The following is a 26,423-nucleotide window of genomic DNA, read 5'->3' on the forward strand; positions in this document are numbered from 1 at the left end:
TATGCGGTGCGGCGACGAAATCGTCACCGGGGTGTTGTGCGCAAACGTGACGGCCGCCCCATAAGGGCGGCCGTTTTTCGTTGGATCAGCTGTTGTTGTGATCGATTTTGATGGTCGGGTCACTGCCGGCAATCAACGAGTGAATGTTGGCGGAGGACCAGTTGTTGCCTTCCAGTTTGATCGTCACATCTGGTGCCGCTGCAGCGTCGGCGCCGTTGAACTTGCCGGCGGAGCTGACTTGCAGGGACGAAACGCCATCCACGGTGGTGATCTTCAGGAAGTTGTCGATGGTGCTGCCGGTTTCACCCTGCAGCAGATCGCGCAAGTCGATGCGGTCACCCTCGCTGGCCTTGAAGTCCTTGATCACGTCGCTGCCGGTGTCGCCAGCCTTCCAGACGAAGGTGTCGGCACCTGAGCCGCCGATCAGAATATCGTTGCCCTGACCACCCATCAGCGAGTCGTTACCGCTGCCACCGAGCAGAATGTCATTGCCCTTGCCGGCGTCGAGGAGGTCGTTGCCACCCTGACCGAAGAGAATGTCATTGCCGGCACCGCCCAGCAGCGAGTCATTACCGTCATGCGCCCCGGACACATCGAACGCGGTGTAGTGCTCGGTGATGAACTGATGCACATTGCTGGTGGTGACTTTGCTGACATCTACACCGGTTTGCTGGGCGACGAACGCTTGCATGGCCTGATAACCCTCGCCGGCGACGCCGTTGAAGCTCACCAGGTCGCCGAACAGGATGTCGTTGCCGTCACCGCCACTGACCGTGTCGGCGCCAGGCATCGTCGCTTCGGTGTGCCCGATGATCGAGTTGGCCAGGTCTTTCGGGTCGATGTTGGTTTGCGGTGTTTTATCCGAGTCGTACGGCCTCAGATCGCCAAGGGTGACGTCCTTATTTATGCCGATAGCTTCTACTGTCGAGAACTTGCCCAGCAGCGCGAAGCTGTCAGTGGAGTTGTCGATAGCGTCCCCGCTGGTGCTGCTACCGTTGCCATCGCGGGACGAGAACTCATACGTACCATCGCCTTGGGCGTGCAGTGTGCCGAAATCTTTATACGACCAGCTACCATCGGACTTGGTCCCGACCGTGACGTATCCCGAAGCGGTGATTTCGATCTTGTGGTTGTTGTCCGGGTACAGGCTAATCGCCTTGCCCAACTGGTAATTGCTGGTAGTAATGACGCTGTCGAGTTTGACGCTGCCATACAGATTCGGGTTGGTCGACTCAGCGCTCTGGTAGTAGGTCGGTTTACCGTCGGTGATGAAGTACGTGAGGTTCGTCGCGCCCTTGTTGGCAACGGCATCGGCGCTCTGGAACCAGTTGGCCGTGGTTTTGAACACGTCCTCGTAGTTGGTACCGCCGCCGGACACCATCGAATCCAGTACCGCTTTGAGCAGGACCAGGGCATTCGGATCGTTCAGGTTGACCGACACCGACTTGTTGACCTGGTTATCGAAGTCCGCCAGGAAGATGTTCACCGTCCCCGAGTTGCCGCCCATGCTCTGCTTGAGGGTGTTGAACACCGAAGTCAGCGAGTCCTTGGCTGAGCTGACCGACGACGGGCTCATACTGCCCGAGCTGTCGACCATGAACGCAATGTTGTAGTTGGTGCCCGGCACCACGGTCAGCCCGCCGATGTCGGCGACCATGATGTCGTTGCCGTCAGTGCCGCTGATGGTGTCGTCAGCCGCCGTGGCGGTGACGGCGTTGTAGACCGCCGGGTAAACCGTGACCGGGATCGTCGCGGTGCTTTGCGCCGAACCGCCGAGCGATTCGGTGGAAGTCGAGGTTACGGTCAGGTTGAACTGGCCGTTGTAGTACGGCGGCGGAGTGACGGTCAGGGAGCCGAGGTTCCAGCCCGTGACGTTGGCTTCGCCGGACGTCGCGCTGGCGGTGAAGGTGTGGCCGGCGCCATCGGTCAGTACTGAGCCCGCCGGGATGCCGCTGATCTTCACGCTCAGGCTTTCGGAGCCGTCGATATCCGTCAGGGCCGTCTTGATCGCGGACAGATGAACGCTGGTGCCTTCCGCGGCTTCATTGAGTTTGTAGCCTTCGTAGTAGCCTTCGCCGCTGGTGCCATGCAAATCGGACACCGTCACGCCGGAAGCGGCAAGGTCCGCCACGCCGGTGTACAGCGGCACACCGGCGCTGCTCAGGTCGACCGCGGCACTGCCGTTGACCGACAGGTTGACGTCATAGTTACCCGGGCCGCTCTGGTTGTGGTGGTAGATGTCCAGGGTGTAGTAACCGCTGGTGGTCGGGATAAACGAACCGTTCAGCTTGCCGCCCGCGCCCCACGTGATGGCCGCGACGTTCTTGCCGCCGATGGTCACCAACAGGCTGTCATCGCCGGTGCCGCTGAAGGTGTAAGTCTTGCCCGCTTCGAGGTAGATCAGGCCGGAGGTTTTCGACGCCGTGCCAGCCGCGACGCTGCCGTCGGACTGCACGTTGGTCACCGTGCCACTGGAGTTCGGTTTACCCGCGCCGTCGATGACGCTTTTCAGTGTGCCCGAAGAAGCGCCGCTGCCATCGGTGCCCAGGCCTGACAGGCCGGTCCAGACTTCTTTGATCAGCCCGGTGGATTTGACGCTGTTGTCCGCAACGTTCAGGGAAGGCGCGTCGGCCACTGGCGTGATGTCGATTTTGATCGTGCCGGTGTTGCCCAGCAGCGAGCCGTCGGTTGGCTGGAATTGGATCTGTGCGTAGTCCGCCAATTTGTTACCCAAGCCGGCGTTGTAGCCGTTGCTGCCAGACTCGTTGGTATCCGGCAGGAAGCGCAACTTGCCAGCGTCGATGTCAGCCTTGGTGAACGTCTGGTTGTTCGCTACATCGGTCCAAGTCTTGCCGTCAGTGGCCAGGAACTGCAATTTGCCTTCGCCCGGCAGTTGAGTGATTTTCACGCCCAGGTTGGCGGCGGCGCTGTCGACATCGCTGACGCCGAAGGTCGACCAGCCGAGAGTCAGCGGGGTGTCTTCGGTTCCGGTGACGTTAACCGGTGCGGCGGTCGGTGCATCGTTCACACCGACTACGTTGACGGTAGTGGTCGCGGTGTTGGAGTAGTTGCTGCCATCAGTCACGGTCACGGTGATGATCCGCGGCACGCTGCTCGGGTTTTCACTACTGTTGGTGAAGCTGATGTTCTTGATCTGCTGCATGTAGTCGGCAAGTGTCGCGTTACCGGACAGGGTCAGCGTGACCGTGCCATTCGTGCTGTTGGCATTGATGGTGATGCCGTTGACGTTGTTGCCCAGGTTCAGCGCATCGCCATCCTGACGGTTGGTCAGCACGATCGTCGCGCCGGTCAGCAGAGTGCTGTCCGGGTCGGTGATTTTCAGGTCGGTGTCGCCGATCGATACGCCTTGGCCGGTAGTGCCTTCGGTGAACGTCACGTTGTAGTTGGCACCGGTGGCACCGCTGGAGTTGTTGGCATCCAGGTCGAGCAGCGGCGGCGCGTCGTTGTCGATGATCGAGGTGTTGACGCTGCCGTTGGACGCACTGATCGCCAGGTTCTCGAAGTTGCCACCGGTGGCCGAGTCGATCTTGACCACGAGGTTTTCAGTGCCTTCGGTGATCCTGTCGTCCAGGGTCGCGACGTTGAAACTCGCGCTGCTGGCGCCCGCCGGAATCTTCACGGTGTATACACCGGTGAAGTCCGAACCGTCGGCGGCGGTGCCGCTGTAGACGATTTTCAGGGTGACTTCGGTCTGCGCCGGGTTAGTCAGGCTGACGGTGTAACTGGCGGTCTGGCCTTCGGTCACCGAGGTGCTACCGCTGATGCTGACTTCGGTCTTGTCGAAGGTGTCGGTGACGTTGGTCACGACCGCCGTTTTGTTGGGCACCAGGTTCTCGAAGTTGCCGCCGGTGGCCGTGCTGATCGTGGCGCTGACTTTGCCGGCGTCGATGTAGGCATCGTCCTTCGGCGCATCGACGGTCGCGGTGCCGGTGGTTTTACCCGCGTCGATGGTGATCACGGCGCCATTGCTCAACGTCACGGTCACGGGTGTGCCGGCCGCGTTGGTCAGGGTGGCGGTGTAGACAATCGAACCGCCTTCGGCGACCGAATCGGTAGCACTCAGCGACAGATTGGTAGTGTCGACGGTGTCGGTCACGGTAGTGCTGACCGGGGTTTTGTCGGCGACCAGGTTTTCGTAGTTGCCGCCGCTGACGTTGGTGATCGAGTTGGTCAGCGGAGTGTGACCGGTCAACGCGTCGTTCGGCGCGAGGGTGGTTACGGTGCCGGTGGTTTTGCCGACTTCGATGGTGATGTGTTGACCATTGGCCAAAGTCACGGTGACCGGCGACCCAGTCACAGGCTGGCCGACCGTCGCGGTATAGGTGACGGTGCCGCCTTCAACAGCGGTGCCGGTGGCCGTGAGTTTGACGGTCGAGGTGTCGATGGTGTCGGTGACGTTGGTGACCGCTGGAACCGTGCTCGGCACCAGGTTCTCGAAGTTGCCACCGGTTGCAGTGGAAATGGTTGCTTCGACTTTACCTGCGTCTTTGTAAACGTCATCGGCAGGAGCCGGGACGGTCACGGTGCCGGTGGTTTTGCCGGCGTCGATGGTGATCACCGCGCCGTTGCTCAGTGTCACGGTCACCGGAGAGCCAGCGGCGTTAGTCAGGGTCGCGGTGTAGGTGATCTGGCCACCCTCGGCGACCGAGTTGGTAGCGCTCAGCGACAGGTTGGTGGTGTCGACAGTGTCGGTCACAGTGGTGCTGACCGGTGTTTTGTCAGCGACCAGGTTTTCGTAGTTGCCGCCGCTGACGTTGGTAATCGAGTTGGTCAGCGGAGTGTGACCGATCAACGCGTCGTTCGGCGCGAGGGTGGTTACGGTGCCGGTGGTTTTGCCGACTTCGATGGTGATGTGTTGACCATTGGCCAAAGTCACGGTGACCGGCGACCCAGTCACAGGCTGGCCGACCGTCGCGGTATAGGTGACGGTGCCGCCTTCAACAGCGGTGCCGGTGGCCGTGAGTTTGACGGTCGAGGTGTCGATGGTGTCGGTGACGTTGGTGACCGCTGGAACCGTGCTCGGCACCAGGTTCTCGAAGTTGCCACCGGTTGCAGTGGAAATGGTTGCTTCGACTTTACCTGCGTCTTTGTAAACGTCATCGGCAGGAGCCGGGACGGTCACGGTGCCGGTGGTTTTGCCGGCGTCGATGGTGATCACCGCGCCGTTGCTCAGTGTCACGGTCACCGGAGAGCCAGCGGCGTTAGTCAGGGTCGCGGTGTAGGTGATCGAACCGCCTTCAGCGACCGAGCCGGTGGCGCTCAGCGACAGATTGGTAGTGTCGACAGTGTCGGTCACGGTAGTGCTGACCGGGGTTTTGTCGGCGACCAGGTTTTCGTAGTTCCCGCCGCTGACGTTGGTGATCGAGTTGGTCAGCGGAGTGTGACCGATCAACGCGTCGTTGGGTGCGAGGGTCGTTACGGTGCCGGTGGTTTTGCCGACTTCGATGGTGATCGTCTGACCGTTGGCCAACGACACAGTCACTGGGCTGCCAGTCACTGCCGAACCAACAGTGGCGGTGTAAACCACGGTGCCGCCTTCAGCCGCGCTGCCGGTAGCGGTGAGTTTGACGGTCGAGGTGTCGATGGTGTCGGTGACATTGGTGACCGCAGGCGTGCTGCTGGTGACCAGGTTCTCGAAGTTGCCACCGGTCGCCGTGCTGATCGTGGCGCTGACCTTGCCAGCGTCGATGTAGGCATCGTCCTTCGGCGCATCGACGGTCGCGGTGCCGGTGGTTTTGCCGGCGTCGATGGTGATCACCGCGCCGTTCGAAAGGATCACGGTTACTGGCGTGCCGGCCGCGTTGGTCAGGGTGGCGGTGTAGATGATCGAACCGCCTTCGGCGACCGAACCGGTAGCACTCAGCGACAGGTTGGTGGTGTCGACAGTGTCAGTGACAGTAGTCGAAACTGGCGTCTTGTCGGCGACCATATTTTCGTAGTTACCGCCGCTGACGTTGGTGATCGAGTTGGTCAGCAGAGTGTGACCGGTCAACGCGTCGTTGGGCGCGAGGGTCGTTACGGTGCCGGTGGTTTTGCCGACTTCGATGGTGATCGTTTGGCCGTTGGCCAACGACACAGTCACTGGCGAACCGGTTACCGGCGTGCCGACGGTCGCGGTGTAGGTGACGGTGCCACCTTCAGCGGCCGACTCGGTGGCTTTCAAAGTCACGGTCGAGGTGTCGATGGTGTCAGTGACCTCGGTCACTGCCGGAGCCGTACTCGGTACCAGGTTCTCGAAGTTGCCACCGGTCGCCGTAGTGATCGTGGCGCTGACCTTGCCGGCGTCGATGTAGGCATCGTCCTTCGGCGCATCGACGGTCGCGGTGCCGGTGGTTTTGCCGGCGTCGATGGTGATCACTGCGCCGTTCGAAAGGGTCACGGTTACTGGCGTGCCGGCAGCGTGAGTCAGGTTCGCGGTGTAAACAATCGAGCCACCTTCAGCAACCGACTCAGTCGCGCTGAGGCTGATTGTCGTGGTGTCGGCAGAATCCGTCACCGCGGTATTCGCAGGTTTGCCGTCGACTTCCAGTTTTTCGAAGTTGCCTCCCTTGGCGTCGTCAATCTTCACGCTCAAGGAACCGCCGCCAGCCAAAGCGTCGTTCGGCGCGGTGAAGTTCACGCTGGCGCTGCTGGCGCCGACTGGAATGGTGATGGTCTGGCCGTTGGACAGGGTCACAACCACTGGCGAATCAGTGACCGGCGCGGTGACGGACGCGGTGTAAACCACGGTGCCGCCTTCAGCCACAGTGCCGTCGGCGGTCAGACTGACCGTCGACGTATTGATCGTGTCAGTCACTTCCGTGACCGCAGCCGCCGGGTTGGTGACCAAGTTTTCGAAGTTGCCGCCGCTGGCGTCCTTGATAGTCGCTTCGACTTTGCCGGCGTCTTTATAGACGTCGTCTTTCGGTGCGGCCACGCTGACATGGCCGGACACTGCATCCTTGAGGATGGTGATGGTCGCGCCGTTGCTCAGCTTCACGGTCATGTCGCTGCCGGCGGCATGGGACAGCGTCGCGGTGTAGACGATCTGCCCACCTTCCTGAACCGAGCCTGTAGCGCTCAAGGTCAGGCTGGTGGTGTCGGCGGTATCGGTGACTTTGGTGACGACGGGCGAGCGATCGGTGTCCAGCTTTTCGAAGTTGCCGCCGGTGGTTTCCTTGATCGCGGTACTGACGTCCGCTGCGCCGGTATAGACGTTATTCGGTACGGTATAAGGCGCGGAGCCGCTGGACTCGCCCGCTTTGATGTTGATCACCAGACCGTTGTTCAGGGTCACGGTCATCGCCGTGTCGGTTGGGTGGTTCAGGGTCGCGGTGTAGGTAATCTGACCACCTTCGCCGACGGTGCTCACGTCTGCACTGAGTTTCAGCGTGGTGGTATCGACGGTGTCTTTGACGGTGGTGGTGTGAGTGGTTTTGCTGACGTCGAGCTTTTCGAAGTTGCCGCCACTGGTGCTATCGATGCCGACGGTGATTTTGCTGCCGTCCTTGTAGACGTCATCGGCCGGTGCAGGAACGGTAATGGAGCCCGACTTGTCGCCGGCCTTGATCACGATGCTTTCGCCGTTGCTCAACTTGACCGTCATGTCGCTGCCAGCGGCATTCGTCAGGTTGGCGGTGTAGGTGATGTTGCCGCCTTCAAGCACCTGACCGCTGGCGGTCATGGTCACTTTGGTGGTGTCCAGGGTGTCGCTGATAGCGGTCGAGGTCGGGGTCTTGTCGGCGACCAGATTCTCGTAGTTGCCGCCGGTCACATCCTTGATGGCGTTGGTCAGCGGCTCGTGGCCGACCAATGCATCATTCGGAGCTTTGACGGTGATCGAGGCCGTGCTTTCACCGACCGGGATGGTGATTTTTTCACCGTTCGCCAGGGTGACGACCACGTCCTTGCCGGTGACCTTCGAGGTCACGGAAGCGGTGTACACCACGTTGCCGCCTTCGGCTGCGGTGGGCGTTGCCTTCAGGCTGACCGTCGACGTATTGAGGGTGTCAGTCACCTCGGTGACCGCAGCTGCCGGGCTGGTGACCAGGTTTTCGAAGTTGCCGCCGCTGGCGCCTTTGATGGTCGCTTCGACTTTGCCGGCATCTTTGTAGACGTCATCGGCAGGTGCCTTGACGGTCACGGAACCGCTGGTAGCGTTGGCGGCGATGGTGATGACTGCGCCGTTGCTCAAGGTGACGGTCACGGGTGTGCCGGCAGCGTGGGTCAGGTTTGCGGTGTAAACGATGGAGCCGCCTTCAGCGACCGAATCGGTAGCCGTCAGGCTAACTGTCGTGGTGTCCACCGTATCGGTAATCGAGGTATTTGCAGGCTTTCCGTTAACTTCCAGCTTTTCGAAGTTACCGCCCTTGGCGTCGTCGATTTTGACGCTCAGGGAGCCGCCGCCGGCCAGGGCATCGTTCGGCGCGGTGAAGTTCACGCTGGCACTGCTGGCGCCAACCGGAATGGTGATGGTCTGGCCGTTCGAGAGGGTCACAACGACGGGCGAATCAGTCACCGGCGCGGTGACGGACGCGGTGTAAACCACGGTCCCACCTTCGGCCACAGTGCCGTTGGCCGTCAGACTGATGGTCGACGTATTGATCGTGTCAGTGACTTCCGTGACCGCAGCTGCGGGGCTGGTGACCAGGTTCTCGAAGTTGCCGCCGCTGGCGTCCTTGATGGTCGCTTCAACTTTGCCGGCATCTTTGTAGACATCATCGGCAGGTGCCTTGACGGTGACGGAGCCGCTGGTAGCGTTGGCGGCGATGGTGATCACGGCGCCGTTCGACAGGTTCACGGTGACTGGCGTGCCGGCAGCGTGGGTCAGGTTCGCGGTGTAAACGATCGAGCCACCTTCAGCGACCGAATTGGTAGCCGTCAGGCTAACTGTCGTGGTGTCCACCGTATCGGTAATCGAGGTGTCCGCCGGCTTGCCGTTAACTTCCAGCTTCTCGTAATTGCCGCCCTTGGCGTCGTCGATCTTGACGCTCAGCAAACCTCCGCCAGCCAAAGCATCGTTCGGCGCGGTGAAGTTCACGCTGGCGCTACTGGCGCCAACCGGAATGGTGATGGTTTGACCGTTGGAAAGGGTCACAATCACGGGCGAACCGGTGACCTCAGCAGACACGGACGCGGTGTAAACCACGGTGCCGCCTTCGGCCACAGTGCCGTTGGCCGTCAGACTGACCGTCGAAGTATCGAGGGTGTCAGTCACCGCAGTGACTGCTGCCGCCGGGCTGGTCACCAGGTTTTCGAAGTTGCCGCCGCTGGCGTCCTTGATGGTCGCTTCAACTTTGCCGGCATCTTTGTAGACGTCATCGGCCGGTGCCTTGACGGTGACGGAGCCGCTGGTAGCGTTGACGGCGATGGTGATCACTGCGCCGTTCGACAGATTCACGGTGACCGGTGTGCCGGCAGCGTGAGTCAGCGTCGCGGTGTAGACAATCGAACCGCCTTCAGCCACCGAACCGGTAGCCGTCAGGCTAACTGTCGTGGTGTCCACCGTATCGGTAATCGAGGTATTTGCAGGCTTTCCGTTAACTTCCAGCTTTTCGAAGTTGCCGCCCTTGGCGTCGTCAATCTTCACGCTCAAGGAACCGCCGCCAGCCAGGGCGTCGTTCGGCGCGGTGAAGTGCACGCTGGCGCTGCTCGATCCGACCGGAATGGTAATGCTCTGGCCGTTGGACAAGGTCACGACAACCGGCGAACCGGTCACTGGCGCGTTGACCGAAGCGGTGTACACCACGGTGCCGCCTTCAGCCACAGTGCTGTTGGCCGTCAGACTGACTGTCGACGTATTGAGGGTGTCGGTCACATCGGTAACCGCTGGTGTCTTGTCGGCCACCAGGTTCTCGAAGGTGCCGCCGGCAGTCTTGGTGATGCTGGCTTCGACTTTGCCGGCGTCTTTGTAGACGTCATCCTTCGGTGCGGCGAAGTTCACCGAACCGGTGGTGGCGCCCTTGGCAATGTGGATCACCGCGCCGTTGTTCAATGTCACGGTCATGGCGGAGCCAGCGGCATTGGTCAGGGTCGCGGTGTAGACGATCGAACCGCCCTCGGCGACCGAGCCGGTGGCGCTCAGGCTCAGGCCGGTGGTGTCTGCCGAATCGGTGACGGTGGTAACCGCCGGCGAATGGTCGGTGACGACTTTTTCGAAGTTGCCGCCGCTCTGGCTGGCAATCGTAGCCTGGACTTTGCCGCCATCGATATACGGAGTGTTAGCCGGTGCGGCGAAGTTCACCGAACCGGTGGTGGCACCGGCGGCGATGTTGATCACGGCGCCGTTGCTCAACTTCACGGTCATGGCCGTGTCTGTCGGGTTGCTCAGGGTGGCGGTGTAGGTGATCTGGCCACCTTCGCTGACGGTGTGGCTGGCCGACAGCGACAGGGACGTGGAGTCGACCGTGTCTTTGACGGTGGTGGTCACTGACGCTTTGCTGATGTCGAGTTTTTCGAAGTTGCCACCGCTGGCATCCGTCATTGTCACAGCGAGCTTGCCGGCATCCTTGTAGACGTCGTCGCTTGGCGCCGCGATGGTGACCGAACCGGTGGTTTTGCCGGCGTCGATGGTGATGGTCTCGCCGTTGCTCAGCTTGACGGTTACCGGCGTTTGCGCGGCGTTGGTGAGGGTCGCGGTGTAGGTGATGTGCGAGCCTTCGAGCACCGACTTTTCAGCGCTGAGGGTCAGGTGTGTGGTGTTGGTGGTGTCCGCCACGTTGGTCACGGCCGGGGTCGGGCTGGTGACCAGGTTTTCAAAGTTGCCGCCAGCGGCGTCCTTGATGGTGACTTCCAGTTTGCCGGCGTCCTTGTAGACGTCGTCTTTCGGCGCATCGACTTTCACAGTGCCAGTGGTTTTACCGGCATCGATGGTGATGGTCGCGCCGTTGCTCAACGTCACGGTAACCGGGCTGCCTGCCGCGTGGGTCAGGGTGGCGGTGTAGGTGATCTGGCCGCCTTCTTTGACGTTGCCAGTGGCGCTCAGCGACAGGGTGGTGGTGTCGACGGTGTCGGTCACACTGGTGCTGACCGGGGTTTTATCGGCGACCAGGTTTTCGTAGTTGCCGCCGCTGACTTTGGTGATCGAGTTGGTCACCGGCGCGTGGCCGCTGAGCACATCGTTCGAGACCACGGCATTGACTGTGCCGCTGCTTTGGCCAATGCCAATGGTGATGGTCTGACCGTTGGACAAGGTCACCACCACCGGCGAACCGGTGACCGGTGCGCCGACCGAGGCGGTGTAAACCACGGTGCCGCCCTCGGCCACGCTGCTGGTGGCGGTCAGGGTGACGGTCGAGGTGTCGAGGGTATCGGTGACGGTGGTGACGGCTGCAGCCGGGCTTTTGACCAGGTTTTCGAAGTTGCCGCCGGTGGCGGCGGTGATCGTGGCGCTGACTTTGCCGGCGTCTATGTAGGCATCGTCTTTCGGGGCGGCGACGGTGACGGAGCCGCTGGTGGCATTGGCGGCGATAGTGATCACGGCGCCGTTGCTCAGGGTGACGGTCACGGGTGTGCCGGCCGCATGGTTCAGGTTCGCGGTGTAAACGATCGAACCACCTTCAGCCACCGACTCAGTCGCGCTGAGGCTAACCGTCGTGGTGTCGGCCGTATCGGTAATCGAGGTGTCCGCCGGCTTGCTGTTAACTTCCAGCTTCTCGTAGTTGCCGCCTTTGGCGTCATCAATCTTGACGCTCAACGAACCGCCCCCCACGAGGGCATCGTTCGGCGCGGTGAAGTTCACGCTGGCGCTGCTCGAACCGACTGGAATGGTGATGGTCTGGCCGTTGGACAAGGTCACAACGACCGGCGAACCAGTGACTTCAGCAGACACCGAGGCGGTGTAAACCACTGTGCCGCCTTCGGCCACAGTGCTGTTGGCGGTCAGGCTGACCGTCGAAGTGTTAAGGGTGTCAGTCACCTCGGTCACTGCCGGGACAGTACTCGGGACCAGGTTTTCGAAGTTGCCGCCGGTGGCGGCGGTGATCGTGGCGCTGACCTTGCCGGCGTCGATGTAGGCATCGTCTTTCGGCGCATCGACGGTGACGGAGCCGCTGGTGGCATTGGCGGCGATAGTGATCACGGCGCCGTTGCTCAGGGTGACGGTCACGGGTGTGCCGGCCGCATGGTTCAGGTTCGCGGTGTAAACGATCGAACCACCTTCAGCCACCGACTCAGTCGCGCTGAGGCTAACCGTCGTGGTGTCGGCCGTATCGGTAATCGAGGTGTCCGCCGGCTTGCTGTTAACTTCCAGCTTCTCGTAGTTGCCGCCTTTGGCGTCATCAATCTTGACGCTCAACGAACCGCCCCCCACGAGGGCATCGTTCGGCGCGGTGAAGTTCACGCTGGCGCTGCTCGAACCGACTGGAATGGTGATGGTCTGGCCGTTGGACAAGGTCACAACGACCGGCGAACCAGTGACTTCAGCAGACACCGAGGCGGTGTAAACCACTGTGCCGCCTTCGGCCACAGTGCTGTTGGCGGTCAGGCTGACCGTCGAAGTGTTAAGGGTGTCAGTCACCTCGGTCACTGCCGGGACAGTACTCGGGACCAGGTTTTCGAAGTTGCCGCCGGTGGCGGTGGTGATCGTGGCGCTGACTTTGCCGGCGTCTATGTAGGCATCGTCTTTCGGGGCGGCGACGGTGATGGAGCCGCTGGTGGCATTGGCGGCGATAGTGATCACGGCGCCGTTGCTCAGGGTGACGGTCACGGGTGTGCCGGCCGCATGGTTCAGGTTCGCGGTGTAAACGATGGAGCCGCCTTCAGCCACCGACTCAGTCGCGCTGAGGCTAACCGTCGTGGTGTCGGCCGTATCGGTAATCGAGGTGTCCGCCGGCTTGCTGTCAACTTCCAGCTTCTCGTAGTTGCCGCCCTTGGCGTCATCAATCTTGACGCTCAGCGAACCGCCCCCCACGAGGGCATCGTTCGGCGCGGTGAAGTTCACGCTGGCGCTGCTCGAACCGACTGGAATGGTGATGGTCTGGCCGTTGGACAAGGTCACAACGACCGGCGAACCAGTGACTTCAGCAGACACCGACGCGGTGTAAACCACGGTGCCGCCTTCGGCCACAGAGCCGTTGGCGGTCAGGCTGACCGTCGAAGTGTTGAGGGTGTCAGTCACCTCGGTCACTGCCGGGACAGTACTCGGGACCAGGTTTTCGAAGTTGCCGCCGCTGGCGGTGGTGATCGTGGCGCTGACTTTGCCGGCGTCTATGTAGGCATCGTCTTTCGGGGCGGCGACGGTGACGGAGCCACTGGTGGCATTGGCGGCGATAGTGATCACGGCGCCGTTGCTCAGGGTAACGGTCACTGGCGTGCCGGCAGCGTGGGTCAGGTTCGCGGTGTAAACGATGGAGCCGCCTTCAGCCACCGACTCAGTCGCGCTGAGGCTAACCGTCGTGGTGTCGGCCGTATCGGTAATCGAGGTGTCCGCCGGCTTGCTGTCAACTTCCAGCTTCTCGTAGTTGCCGCCCTTGGCGTCATCAATCTTGACGCTCAGCGAACCGCCCCCCACGAGGGCATCGTTCGGCGCGGTGAAGTTCACGCTGGCGCTGCTCGAACCGACTGGAATGGTGATGGTCTGGCCGTTGGACAAGGTCACAACGACCGGCGAACCAGTGACTTCAGCAGACACCGACGCGGTGTAAACCACGGTGCCGCCTTCGGCCACAGAGCCGTTGGCGGTCAGGCTGACCGTCGAAGTGTTGAGGGTGTCAGTCACCTCGGTCACTGCCGGGACAGTACTCGGGACCAGGTTTTCGAAGTTGCCGCCGCTGGCGGTGGTGATCGTGGCGCTGACTTTGCCGGCGTCTATGTAGGCATCGTCTTTCGGGGCGGCGACGGTGACGGAGCCACTGGTGGCATTGGCGGCGATAGTGATCACGGCGCCGTTGCTCAGGGTAACGGTCACTGGCGTGCCGGCAGCGTGGGTCAGGTTCGCGGTGTAAACGATCGAACCGCCCTCGGCCACTACGGTGGACGCCGACAGGCTCAGGCCGGTGTTGTCTTTTGAGTCGGTAATGGTGGTCAGCGCCGGCTCGGTGCTCGGGGTCAGCTGCTCGAAATTGCCGCCGGTGGTTCCCGTGATGGTGGTGCTGACGGTGCTGCCATTGTTGTAGGCGTCATTGGCTGCGGTATCGACGGTCACGCTGCCGGTGGTCTTGCCCGCTTCGATGGTGATGACCGAGCCATTGCTCAAAGTCACGGTCATCGGCGTGCCGGCCGGGTTGGTCAAAGTGGCGGTGTAAGTGATCTGACCGCCTTCGACGACGGTGCCAGTGGCGGTGAGGTTCAGGCCGGTGTTGTCTTTCGAATCGGTAACGGTGGTCAGCGCCGGCACGGTGCTTGGAGTCAGCTGCTCGAAATTGCCGCCGGTGGTCCCGGTGATGGTGGTGCTGACGGTGCTGCCATTGTTGTAGGCGTCATTGGCTGCGGTATCGACGGTCACGCTGCCGGTGGTCTTGCCCGCTTCGATGGTGATGACCGAGCCATTGCTCAAAGTCACGGTCATCGGCGTGCCGGCCGGGTTGGTCAGGTTGGCGGTGTAGGTGATCTGCCCGCCTTCGACGACGGTGCCAGTGGCGGCGAGGCTCAGGCCGGTGTTGTCGACCGAGTCGGTAATGGTGGTGACCGCTGGCGTGGTGCTCGGCACCAGGTTCTCGAAGTTGCCACCAGTAACGCCAGTGATCGTGGTGCTGACGGTGCTGCCGTTCTGATAAACGTCATTGGCCGGGGTGTCGACGTTCACGGAACCGGTGGTTTTGCCGGCTTCGATGGTGATGGTCGAGCCGTTGGACAGGGTGACAGTGACCGGCGTTTGAGCCGGGTTGGTCAGGGTGGCGGTGTAGGTGATCTGGCCGCCTTCGGTGACTGTAGATCCCGCCGTCAGTGTGACGGTGGTGGTGTCCGGCGAGTCGGTAATGGTGGTCACGGCCGGAGCCGGGTTTGGCACCAGGTTTTCAAAGTTGCCGCCGGTGGCGCCAGTGATCGTGGTGCTAACGGTGCTGCCGTTCTGATAAACGTCATTGACCGGGGTGTCGACGTTCACGGAGCCGGTGGTTTTGCCGGCGTCGATGGTGATGATCGAGCCGTTGGACAACGTGATGGTGACCGGCGTCTGCGCCGGGTTGGTCAATGTCGCGGTGTAGGTGATCTGGCCGCCTTCGGTAACGTTGGCGCCAGCGGTCAAGGTGACCGTGGTGGTATCGACGGTGTCGGTGACCTGGGTCACGACCGGGGTTGTCGGCGGGGTGACGATGATGCCGCTGCCGCCCGTGGTGCCGGTGACGGTCACGTTGATCTGGGTCGGGTCGTTATAGACAGTGTCGTTCGGCGCGAGCGGGACGTTGACGGTACCGGTCAACTGGCCGGCCTGGATCACGATCACCGAGCCATTGGACAGGGTGATGGTCAGGTCGGTCAGCGGAGCCTGGGTCAGCGTCGCGGTGTAAACCAGCACGCCACCGGCCTCGGTAATGGTCGGCGTGGCGCTCAAGGTCAGGGTCGACTCGCGCTGCACGTTGGCGCTGGTATCGGCAGTCTGGCCGCCGATGGTGTTCTGTGCAGCCAAAGCGGCAGTGCCGATGCCCGCAGTCGGGAAACCAATGGTCGGGTCGACCCGGCCAGCGGTTGCGTCCAGCATCACGAAGCTGTGGCCGCCACCTGCCGCGCCGCCCGTACCGGCAGCCGTAGGGCCGGCCGCGGTGGCTTCAAGATCGGTGGTCGGGTCGGCACCGGCAACGATGGCTTGCTGCAGCTCTTCAACCGATGGCGCGGCTTGTGCAGTGGCTTGTGCAAGGTCAGTGCTGGAATCCGGATCGCTGCCGCTCCACTGAGTGTCGCGGCCCAGGTCCAGGGTCCGGCCGTCAGCCAGTTCGAGCGTGACAGCACCTGCTGCACCGGTGTCTACCTGATCGCCGACAAACAACCGATCGCCTTCAACGAGTACGCGGCGCACGCCCTCTGGGGACACAGCGAAAACCTGACCGACAATGCTTTTGACGATGGCCACAACACTGCTCATTGAAGACTCTCCGGGTGTCACATTCAGTAGACGTCCATGTACCTGAGAGCGATTGATCGCGTTCAGTCTGGATGGACTTTCAATAGATAAAAGGCGCAATTCTGACGCGGTCATTCGTCAATAAAATGGCTATATTTTTTCGCTATAAACTTTATGCCAAACTATTGACCTTGCGCATGTCATCCTAAACAATCGCCTCCGTAATGTCACATTGATATTTCGGCGCCGACCGCTCTCGAAGAGTGTGATTCAGTTCCAACATTCAACTTTCCGACATACGGTCATTCCAGTTGTCATCATCCGATGCAGCGGCACGTTCTGCAGTGACTCAAGACAAGCAATTCCGGGAAACTCCAATAATGCGTTTGCATCTGCTCAAGGCTTTACCCTTCGCCGTAGCCGCCAGTTTTGTTCAGGCGCAGACCCTTCCGGAGGCCATGCAACAGGCACTGGATGTCCATCCGGAAATCCAGGCAGGCGTTAACAGTCGATTGGCCGCGGATTATCAGTTAAAGGCAGCAAAAGGTGGATACCTCCCACGGGTCGATCTGCTGGGTGGTTATGGTCGCGAAGGCACTGACAGCGTCACCACCCGTGCTGCCGGCAACAACAATCACTGGGAAACCCTGAATCGCAGCGAGTCGAGTGTGCGGTTGTCGCAAATGGTTTTTGACGGTTTTGCGACGTCGAGTGAAGTGGGGCGTCAACAAGCCACCGTTAACTCCCGCGCTTATTCTTTGCTGGGCACGTCCGAGCGCACCGCGCTCACCGTCGCTCAGGTTTATCTCGATGTACTGACCCGCCGTGAGTTCGTGCGCCTGGCGACCGACAACCTGAAGAGCCACGAACGAATCTTCGACCAGATCAAACTGCGCACCCAGCGCGGCGTGGGCAGCGGCGCCGACCTCGATCAGGCCGAAGCGCGTATGGCTCAAGCCCGCAACAACCTGATCACCGAGCAGACCAACCTGGCCGACGCCGAGACCAACTTCCTTAGCGCCGTCGGCCAGATGCCCGATCAGCTGGAGCGTCCTGCCGATTTCATGGCGCTGTTGCCGGCCAACCTCAATGAAGCCCGGGCGCAGATGCTGGAAAACAGCCCGATTCTGCGTTCCGCCGAGTCTGACATTGCCGCTGCCGAGAAACAGTACGAAGCCGCGAAGTCGAGCTTCTACCCACGCTTCGATGCCGAATTGGGTCGCACTGCCGACAACGATCTCGGCGGCCAGAACGGTCACAGCAATGAATGGCAGGCCATGTTGCGCATGCGCTTCAATTTGTATGCCGGCGGCAGCAACAAGGCTGATCTGGAATCCAAGTCCTACCTGTCCACCCAGGCACTGGATATTCGCAACAACGCCTTGCGCGTATTGAACGAAGAGCTGGGTCTGGCCTGGAATGCCTTGAACAACGCCAATGCCCAAGTGCCGATTGCCCAGCAATATGTCGATCACAGCACCAGCGTGCGCACCGCCTATCAGAAGCAGTTCGGTCTGGGCGAGCGCACGTTGCTCGACCTGCTCGACAGCGAAAACGAGCTGTTCTCGGCTTCTCGTCGCCTGGCGGAGATCAAAAACATTCAGTTATTTACTCAGTACCGAATCAAGGCGACCATGGGCGAGTTGCTCAAGAGCCAGGGAGTGGTCGCACCGTTGGCATCCGTTGTGCAGAACGACGTGAAGCCGAAGGTTCAACTGCCCGGTATGAATTGAGCAGAACCTTCATTGTTCAATTGTTAGCCAAGAGTGCCGAGCGTGGAATCAGAAGTCAGTCGAGTTCAACTCATCCATGATCCACGCGCGCTGCACGACGATCCATTACTGGACGGCTTGCTGGCGCTCTGCACCCTGCATCAGAAACCGGCCAGCGCCGCGATGTTGACCACCGGCCTGCCGTTGCCCAAGCAGCGTCTGAGTGTTGAACTGCTACCCCGCGCGGCAGCTCGCGCCGGTCTGCAAGGGCGGGTGCTGGTACGCAAACTGGAGCAGATCCCGGCGATTGCCATGCCGGCTCTGTTGCTGCTCAAGGATGGTCGCAGTGCCGTCCTGCTTGGCTGGCAAGGTGACGACCAGGCGCGCCTGCTGATCAGTGAAAGCGACGGTGGCGAAAGTGTCGTCAGCCGCGAACTGCTGGCCGATGACTACATCGGCAAAGTGTTCTTCGCTCAACCCCAGCATAAATACGACGTCAATCACGGCACGCTGATCCCGCGCGCGCGCTCGTGGTTCCGCGACACCCTCAAGCGCTCGCGCTGGCTGTACGCCGACGCCATCGCCGCCAGTTTCCTGATCAACGTCATTGCCATGGCCGCTCCGCTGTTCGTGATGAACGTCTACGACCGCGTCGTGCCGAACCAGGCCGAATCCACCCTGTGGGTGTTGGCCATCGGCATCACCGGGGCGTACCTGTTCGACCTGATCCTCAAGAGCCTGCGCAGCCTCTGCCTGGACCTGGCCGGGAAGAAAACCGACCTGATCATCTCGGCCACGTTGTTCGAGCGCATCGTCGGCATGGCCATGAAGTACCGTCCCGCACGGGTCGGCAGCTTCGCCCAGAACATCCATGAGTTTCAGAGCCTGCGGGACTTCCTTGCTTCGCTGACCCTCACCAGCCTGATCGACCTGCCGTTTACGTTGCTCATCTTCATGGTCATCGCGATTCTCGGCGGGCATCTGGTGTGGATTCCGGTGCTAGCGTTCCCGATTGCCCTGCTGATCGGCTATGCCTTGCAGAAGCCACTGGTGGCGACCATGGAGCGAACCATGGCGCTGGGCGCCGAGCGGCAGTCGAGCCTGATCGAAACCCTCGCTGGCCTCGATGCAGTGAAGGTCAACAACGCCGAAAGCGAACGCCAGTATCAGTGGGAGCAGACCATCGGCACCCTCAGCCGCCTCGAGCTGCGGGTGAAAATGCTCTCCGGTCTGGCGATGAACATCACCTTGCTGATCCAGCAACTGGCCGGGGTGATCATGATCGTCTTCGGCGTGTACCAGATCATCGACGGTCACCTGAGCATGGGCGGCTTGATTGCCTGCTACATGCTCAGCGGCCGCGCGCTCAGCCCGCTGGCCTCGCTGTCTGGTCTGCTGACGCGCTACCAGCAAGCGCGGGTGACCATGACTTCGGTCGATCAGATGATGGAGCTGCCGCAAGAGCGTAACTTCGAGGAACGCCCACTGAGCCGCAAGGTGCTGCAAGGCGCCATCGAATGCCGGCAGATGAACTTCACCTACCCGAACCAACAGAACGCGGCGCTGAAGAACATCAACCTGATCATCAAGCCTGGCGAGAAGATCGGCATCATCGGTCGCAGCGGCTCGGGGAAAAGCTCCCTGGCCAAACTGCTCGTAGGCCTCTACCAGCCGGACGATGGCGCCCTGTTGGTGGATGGCGTCGATATCCGTCAGATCGACGTCAGCGAATTGCGCCACAACATTGGCTACGTGGCCCAGGACATCCAGCTGCTGGCCGGCACGCTGCGCGACAACCTTGTGTCGGGCGCGCGTTATGTCGAAGACGAAATGGTGCTGCAAGCTGCCGAGTTGGCCGGCGTCCACGAATTCGTCCGTCTGCACCCGCAAGGTTATGAGCTACAAGTCGGCGAGCGTGGGCAGAACCTGTCTGGCGGTCAGCGCCAGAACGTTGCCCTGGCCCGTGCGTTGTTGCTCAACCCGCCGATCTTGCTGCTCGACGAACCGACCAGCGCCATGGACAACACCGGTGAAGAACGTCTCAAGCAACGCCTCGTGGCGGTGGTTGAAAACAAAACCGTGGTGCTGGTGACGCACCGGGCTTCGCTGTTGTCGCTGGTGGATCGGCTGATCGTCATCGACCGCGGGCAGATTATCGCCGACGGCCCGAAAGCCGCTGTGATGGAAGCGTTGAAGAAGGGGCAGATCAGTGTTGCTTAAGTCGGGTTTCAAGAATTCGATCGGCCGTTATTTCAAAGGCTCCGAGTCGCTGCATGGCCAACCACTTCCCGAGGTCAACAAAGCGCTGATCGAGGACGCCCCACGCGTGGTGCGGCTGACCATCTGGGCGATCATCGGCTTCTTCGTGTTCCTGATGCTCTGGGCCAACTTCGCCGTGGTCGACGAAGTCACCAAGGGCGATGGCAAGGCGATTCCCTCGTCCAAGATCCAGAAAATCCAGAACCTTGAGGGCGGTATCGTCTCCGAGTTGTTCGTGACCGAAGGGCAGATCGTCGAGGCCGGCGCGCCGCTGATTCGCCTGGACGACACGCGATTCGCCTCCAACGTCGGCGAAACCGAAGCCGATCGGCTGTCGATGCTGCTGCGAGTCGAACGCTTGAGCGCGGAAGTCGACGACCGTCCGCTGAACTTCCCCGCCGATGTGCTGAAAGCCGTACCCGGTCAGGCGGCCAGCGAAGAGTCGCTGTACATCAGCCGCCGTCAGCAGCTGCACGATGAAATTGGCGGTTTGGAGGAACAGTTGATCCAGCGTCAGCAAGAGCTGCGCGAGTTCACTTCCAAGCAGTCGCAGTACCGCAACGGGCTCGCGTTGCAACGTCAGGAAATCAACATGTCCGAGCCGTTGGTGGCCCAGGGCGCGGTATCGCCGGTTGAAGTGCTGCGGCTCAAGCGTGCCGAGGTTGAAACCCGCGGGCAACTGGACGCGACCACCCTGGCCATTCCTCGCGCCCAATCGGCGATCAAGGAAGTGCAGCGCAAAATCGACGAGACCCGTGGCAAGTTCCGCAGCGAAGCACTGACTCAACTCAATGAAGCACGCACTGATCTGAACAAGGCCCAGGCCACCGGCAAAGCGCTGGAAGACCGGGTCAGCCGGACGATGGTCACCTCGCCGGTGCGCGGCATCGTCAACAAGTTGCTGGTCAACACCATTGGCGGCGTGATTCAGCCGGGCAGCGACCTGGTGGAAATCGTGCCGCTGGACGACACCTTGCTGGTAGAGGCGAAAGTTCGCCCACAAGACATCGCCTTCCTGCATCCGGGGCAGGAAGCGACGGTGAAGTTCACGGCGTATGACTACACCATTTATGGTGGGCTGAAGGCCAAGCTTGAACAGATCGGTGCCGACACCATCACCGACGAAGACAAGAAAACCACTTACTACATCATCAAGCTGCGCACTGACCGCAGCCACTTGGGGACGGATGAAAAGCCCTTGCTGATCATCCCGGGGATGGTGGCTTCGGTGGATATCATCACGGGCAAGAAGACCGTTCTCAGCTATCTGCTCAAGCCGATTATTCGGGCGCGGGCAGAGGCGTTGCACGAGCGGTAGATCTCTTGCGCGGCTGACGGCCTCTTCGCGAGCAGGCTCGCTCCCACATGGGTTCTGTGCCGGTCACAAATTCCCTGTGGGAGCGAGCCTGCTCGCGAAGACGGCCTCAAGAGCGGCGCAACCAAATGCCATATCGTTATTCGCTAACGGTATTTAAATTTCAGTTCTTATATCTATAAAGTCACTCCCCTGTGCACCTGCCGACCAATCGGCGCGCCGCACGACACGAACCAACACGGGACCTCCGTGAGTTTCTTGATCGACGCGCGCGCCCTTGAGCGTGCCGTGCGTGGGAGTGATTTATGTCTGCAGCAACGGCTTCCCCAAGCGCCGCGAACATCGCGCCGCAAACCTTCGACATCCGCCCGTTCAGTGACGCCGTCGGTGCCGAAATCATCGGCCTCGACCTGTCCCGCCCGATCAATGATCAGGACTTCGCCCGCATCCACCGCGCGCACCTGGATCATCACGTCGTGGTGTTCCGCGACCAACGCATTACCCCCGAGCAGCACATCGCCTTCAGCCGCCGTTTCGGCGTGTTGCAGATTCATGTGCTCAAGCAATTCCTGCTGGCCGGGCATCCGGAAATCCTCATCGTTTCCAACATCATTGAAAACGGCCAGTCCATTGGCCTCGGTGACGCCGGCAAGTTCTGGCATTCCGACCTTTCCTATAAAGAACTGCCAAGCCTGGGCTCGATGCTGCACGCCCAGGAGCTGCCGTCCGAGGGCGGCGACACGCTCTTCGCCGACATGCACAAAGCCTGGGACAACCTTCCCGAAGCGCTGCGTAAAGCCGTCGAAGGTCGGTCGGCCGCGCACTCTTACACGGCGCGTTACAGCGAGACCAAATTCGAAGGCAACTGGCGCCCGACGCTGACGCCTGAGCAACTGGCTCAGGTCGCTGAAGTGGTCCACCCGATTGTTCGCACTCACCCGGAAAACGGCCGCAAGGCGTTGTTCGTCAGCGAGGGGTTCACCACCCGCATCGTTGGTTTGCCGGCAGACGAAAGCAAGCAACTGCTCGACGAGCTCTACGCCCACAGCGTGCTGCCGCAAAACATCTACCGCCATCAATGGCAGGCCCACGACCTGGTGTTCTGGGACAACCGTTCGCTGATTCATCTCGCCGCCGGATGCCCAAGCTACCTGCGCCGCAAGTTGTATCGCACCACCATCCAGGGCGACGCGCCTTTCTGATTTGTCGGAGAAACTCTCATGTCCAAACGTCTTCCATTTGCACCGCTGGCCGCGGCCATTGGCCTGGGTTTCAGCCTGATCGCCGGCGGCCTGGTGGCGCCGACCGTGGCCCACGCTGAAGGTGAAATTCGCATCGCTGAGCAGTTCGGCATCGTTTACCTGTTGCTCAATGTGGTGCGCGATCAAAACCTGATCGAGAAGTACGGCAAGCAGGAAGGCATCGACATCAAGGTCGACTGGACCCAGCTCTCCGGCGGGGCGGCAGTCAACGATGCGTTGCTCTCCGGTTCCATTGATATTGCCGGTGCGGGCGTCGGTCCGCTGCTGACCATCTGGGACCGCACCCACGGCAAGCAGAACGTCAAAGCCGTCGCCTCCCTCGGCAACTTCCCGTACTACCTGGTGAGCAACAATCCCAAGGTCAAAACCATCGCTGACTTCACCGAGAAGGACCGCATCGCGGTACCGGCGGTCGGCGTGTCGGTGCAGTCACGCATCCTGCAATACGCGGCCGCCAAGCAGTGGGGCGACAAGGAATTCAATCGCCTCGACAAGTACACCATCGCCGTTCCGCACCCCGACGCCACGGCGGCGCTGATTGCCGGCGGCACCGAGTTGACCGGACACTTTTCCAACCCGCCGTTCCAGGATCAAGAGCTGGCCAACCCTAACGTCCACGTTGTGCTGAACTCCAATGACGTGCTCGGCCCGAACTCGCCGACGGTGCTGTTCGCCACTGAGAAATTCCGCGACGAGAACCCGAAAACCTACAAGGCGTTCGTCCAGGCGCTGACTGAGGCGGCCGAGTTTGCCCAGAACGATAAAGGTGCGGCGGCGGACACGTACATCCGTGTCACCAAGGCCAAAATCGATCGTGCCGCGCTGCTGAAAATCATCGATAACCCGCAGTTCGAATTCAGCGTCACGCCGAAAAATACTTACCCGCTGGCCGAATTCCTCTACCGCGTCGGCGCGATCAAAAACAAACCGGACTCGTGGAAGGACTACTTCTTCCAGGACGCCAAACCGCTGCAAGGGAGCTGACCGAGATGAACGCCCCTTTGCAAGGCCACACGGTCAGCAAACCGATCGCGGCAGCCCAAGCGCTGCTGTCGGTCGACAACGCCAGCCTCGAATACCGCACGCCTCAGCGGGTGGTTCGTGCGACCCATCAGGTCAGTTTTGAAATCGATCCGGCGGACCGCTTTGTGCTGCTCGGTCCGTCCGGTTGCGGCAAATCAACGTTGCTCAAGGCGGTCGCCGGGTTCATTCAGCCGTGTGAAGGGGAAATCCGTCTTCAGGGGCAAACCGTTCATGCCCCGGGGCCGGACCGGATCGTGGTGTTCCAGGAATTCGATCAACTGCCGCCGTGGAAAACCGTCAAACAGAACGTGATGTTTCCGCTGCTTGCCTCGAAAACCCTCAAGCGCAAAGAGGCCGAGGAGCGAGCGCTGCACTACCTGGACAAGGTCGGTCTGGCGGCGTTTGCCGACGCCTACCCGCATACCTTGTCCGGCGGCATGAAAGCGCGGGTGGCGATTGCTCGTGCGCTGGCCATGCAGCCGAAAATCCTCTTGATGGACGAACCCTTCGCCGCCCTCGATGCGCTGACTCGCCGCAAGATGCAGGAAGAATTGCTGCTGCTCTGGGAAGAAGTGCGCTTCACGCTGCTGTTCGTCACGCACTCCATTGAAGAAGCGTTGGTGGTGGGCAATCGGATTCTGCTGCTGTCGCCGCATCCGGGGCGGGTGCGGGCGGAAGTCCACAGCCATCAATACGACTTGCACAGCCTCGGCGGCGTGGCCTTTCAGGAGTCGGCGCGGCGCATTCATCGGTTGTTGTTCGATGAAGGTCAGTCCCCGCAAACCGAGCGTGAGCTGGATTTCTCCGACATCCGCATCGCTTATTGAGCCATTGAGAGGAGTGCCCGATGAGCCTTTTATCATCCCCGCGTGAAGAGTTTGAAACGGTGTTGCCGCCGCTGACGAGCGTGCCGCTGGAACGTGAATTACCGCTCGGTCAGCGCCTCTGGCAACAGGGCTGGGTGCGTAAAAGTCTGATCCTGATTTTGCTCGCGGTGCTTTGGGAAGTGGTTGCCCGTGTTCAGAACAACGACCTGTTGCTGCCCAGTTTTCTGCAAACCGGCAGCGCGCTGTATGACGGTTTGCTCAGTGGCGAGTTGCTGGGCAAGGTGTGGATTTCCCTGGTGGTGCTGCTCAAGGGCTACCTGATCGGCATCGTCCTGGCGTTTGCCCTGACCACCCTGGCGGTGTCGACGCAGTTCGGTCGCGATCTGCTGAGTACGTTGACCTCGATGTTCAACCCGCTGCCGGCGATTGCGCTGTTGCCGTTGGCGCTGCTGTGGTTCGGCCTGGGACAGAACAGTCTGATTTTTGTGTTGGTGCATTCGGTGCTCTGGGCGCTGGCCTTGAACACCTATGCCGGGTTTCTTGGCGTCTCGGAAACCCTGCGCATGGCCGGGCGTAATTACGGCCTCAAAGGCATGCGCTTCGTGCTGTTCATTCTGATCCCGGCAGCACTGCCATCGATTCTCGCCGGGCTGAAAATCGGCTGGGCTTTTGCCTGGCGCACGCTGATCGCCGCTGAGTTGGTGTTCGGTGCCACCAGTGGCAAGGGCGGCTTGGGCTGGTACATCTTCCAGAACCGCAATGAGCTGTACACCGACAAGGTGTTTGCCGGGTTGGCGGTGGTGATCCTGATCGGCTTGCTGGTGGAAAACCTGGTGTTCAGTACGCTGGAGCGGGTCACGGTGAAGCGTTGGGGGATGCAGCGTTGAACAATGTTTGATCTGCTAGCATTGCGTCTGACTCAATCCAGATCAGACACGAGTGCTCAGCATGCAACTCCCGGACATGAACTTGTTGGTCGCCCTCGACGCCTTGCTCGACGAGGGCAGTGTGGTGGGCGCCGCGCGGCGCATGAACCTCAGCCCGGCGGCGATGAGCCGGACGCTGACGCGCATTCGCGAGGCCATCGGCGATCCGATTCTAGTGCGCGCCGGCCGTGGTTTGGTGCCGACGCCCAAGGCGCTGGCGTTGCGCGAGCAGGTGCGTGACGTGGTGGAGCAGGCCGCGCTGTTGTTTCGTTCGGCCGATGCGGTGGAGCTGGGCACGTTGCGCCGTCGGTTCAGCATTCGCGCCAATGACTTTTTCGTCGGTGTTTACGGCGGGAAACTGTTCGACACCCTGGATCGCCAGGCGCCGCACTGCGAACTGCGTTTTGTGCCGGAAGGCGATGGCGATGATGAGGCGCTGCGCGAAGGGCGGATTGACCTGAGCATCAGCAATACCCGGCCATTGACCCCGGAAGTGAAGATTCAGAATCTGTTCTCTACTCATTTCGTCGGCCTGGTTCGTGAAGACCATCCGCTGTTCAACGAAGAGATCACGGCCGAGCGTTTCGCCGGGTTTTCCCATATCAGCATGTCCCGCCGCGGCATCGCCCGTGGCCCGATTGATACCGCGCTCAATGCGTTGGGGCTGGAGCGGCGGGTGGCGGTGATTGCGCCGAGTTTCCATGCCGCGATGTTTGCCTTGCCTGATTCCGATTTGATTCTGCCGGTGCCCAAGGAGGCATTGCTGAGCGTCCTGCGACTGGGCCTGAAGCTGCGTTCCTTCACCCTGCCGATTCCGCTGCCGACCATAATGCTGACCCAGTCTTGGCACCCACGTTTCGACAAGGATCCGGCCCATCGCTGGCTGCGCGAGACCCTCAAAACCTGCTGCGACGAGACGTGGCTGGCCGCACGACCCACCTCAAGCTGATCACGGATCTACTGGGTCGCGAAAGCGGTGTATCAGTCACCATTGATGCTGAATGTGATGGCCCCTTCGCGAGCAAGCCCGCTCCCACAGGGTTCTGTATTGCTGCATCAAACGCACTTATAAGCTGCCAATAAGTCAATTTTCGTAAAGTCC

Annotated in this window: 9 protein-coding genes; 8 read left to right on the forward strand and 1 reads right to left on the reverse strand. The window is 61.0% G+C overall.

What is annotated here, in order from left to right:
- Window positions 1-85 precede the first annotated feature (85 nt).
- Window positions 86-16,018, reverse strand: coding sequence for a LapA family giant adhesin (locus QFW87_RS00715; protein ID WP_283189570.1), 15,933 nt, complete (start codon window positions 16,016-16,018; stop codon window positions 86-88).
- A gap of 359 nt (window positions 16,019-16,377) precedes the next feature.
- Here QFW87_RS00715 and QFW87_RS00720 point away from each other — a divergent pair, with 359 nt between their 5' ends.
- From QFW87_RS00720 to QFW87_RS00755, 8 genes are all read left to right on the forward strand, one after another.
- Window positions 16,378-17,730, forward strand: coding sequence for a TolC family outer membrane protein (locus tag QFW87_RS00720; protein ID WP_283189571.1), 1,353 nt, complete (start codon window positions 16,378-16,380; stop codon window positions 17,728-17,730).
- A gap of 42 nt (window positions 17,731-17,772) precedes the next feature.
- A complete protein-coding gene (locus tag QFW87_RS00725; RefSeq protein WP_283189572.1) occupies window positions 17,773-19,929 on the forward strand; it encodes a type I secretion system permease/ATPase in 2,157 nt (718 codons plus the stop codon).
- Window positions 19,919-21,286: an HlyD family type I secretion periplasmic adaptor subunit gene (locus QFW87_RS00730; protein WP_283182434.1), complete on the forward strand. Its 1,368-nt coding sequence runs from the start codon at window positions 19,919-19,921 to the stop codon at window positions 21,284-21,286. Before QFW87_RS00725 ends, QFW87_RS00730 begins: the two co-directional genes overlap by 11 nt.
- Before the next feature lie 302 nt (window positions 21,287-21,588).
- Window positions 21,589-22,485 (forward strand): TauD/TfdA family dioxygenase, encoded by an 897-nt coding sequence (locus tag QFW87_RS00735; RefSeq protein WP_283182435.1) that lies wholly within the window; start codon window positions 21,589-21,591, stop codon window positions 22,483-22,485.
- 18 nt (window positions 22,486-22,503) lie between these two features.
- A complete protein-coding gene (locus tag QFW87_RS00740) occupies window positions 22,504-23,529 on the forward strand; it encodes an ABC transporter substrate-binding protein (protein WP_283189573.1) in 1,026 nt (341 codons plus the stop codon).
- 5 nt (window positions 23,530-23,534) lie between these two features.
- Entirely contained in the window at window positions 23,535-24,395 is an 861-nt protein-coding gene (locus QFW87_RS00745; RefSeq protein WP_283182437.1) for an ABC transporter ATP-binding protein, read from the forward strand.
- Between the two features lie 20 nt (window positions 24,396-24,415).
- Window positions 24,416-25,282, forward strand: coding sequence for an ABC transporter permease (locus tag QFW87_RS00750; RefSeq protein ID WP_283182438.1), 867 nt, complete (start codon window positions 24,416-24,418; stop codon window positions 25,280-25,282).
- Between the two features lie 61 nt (window positions 25,283-25,343).
- Window positions 25,344-26,270: a LysR family transcriptional regulator gene (locus QFW87_RS00755; protein ID WP_283189574.1), complete on the forward strand. Its 927-nt coding sequence runs from the start codon at window positions 25,344-25,346 to the stop codon at window positions 26,268-26,270.
- The last annotated feature ends 153 nt before the right edge of the window (window positions 26,271-26,423 follow it).

The organism is Pseudomonas sp. PMCC200344 (genome assembly GCF_030053095.1).
Lineage (GTDB): Bacteria > Pseudomonadota > Gammaproteobacteria > Pseudomonadales > Pseudomonadaceae > Aquipseudomonas > Aquipseudomonas svalbardensis.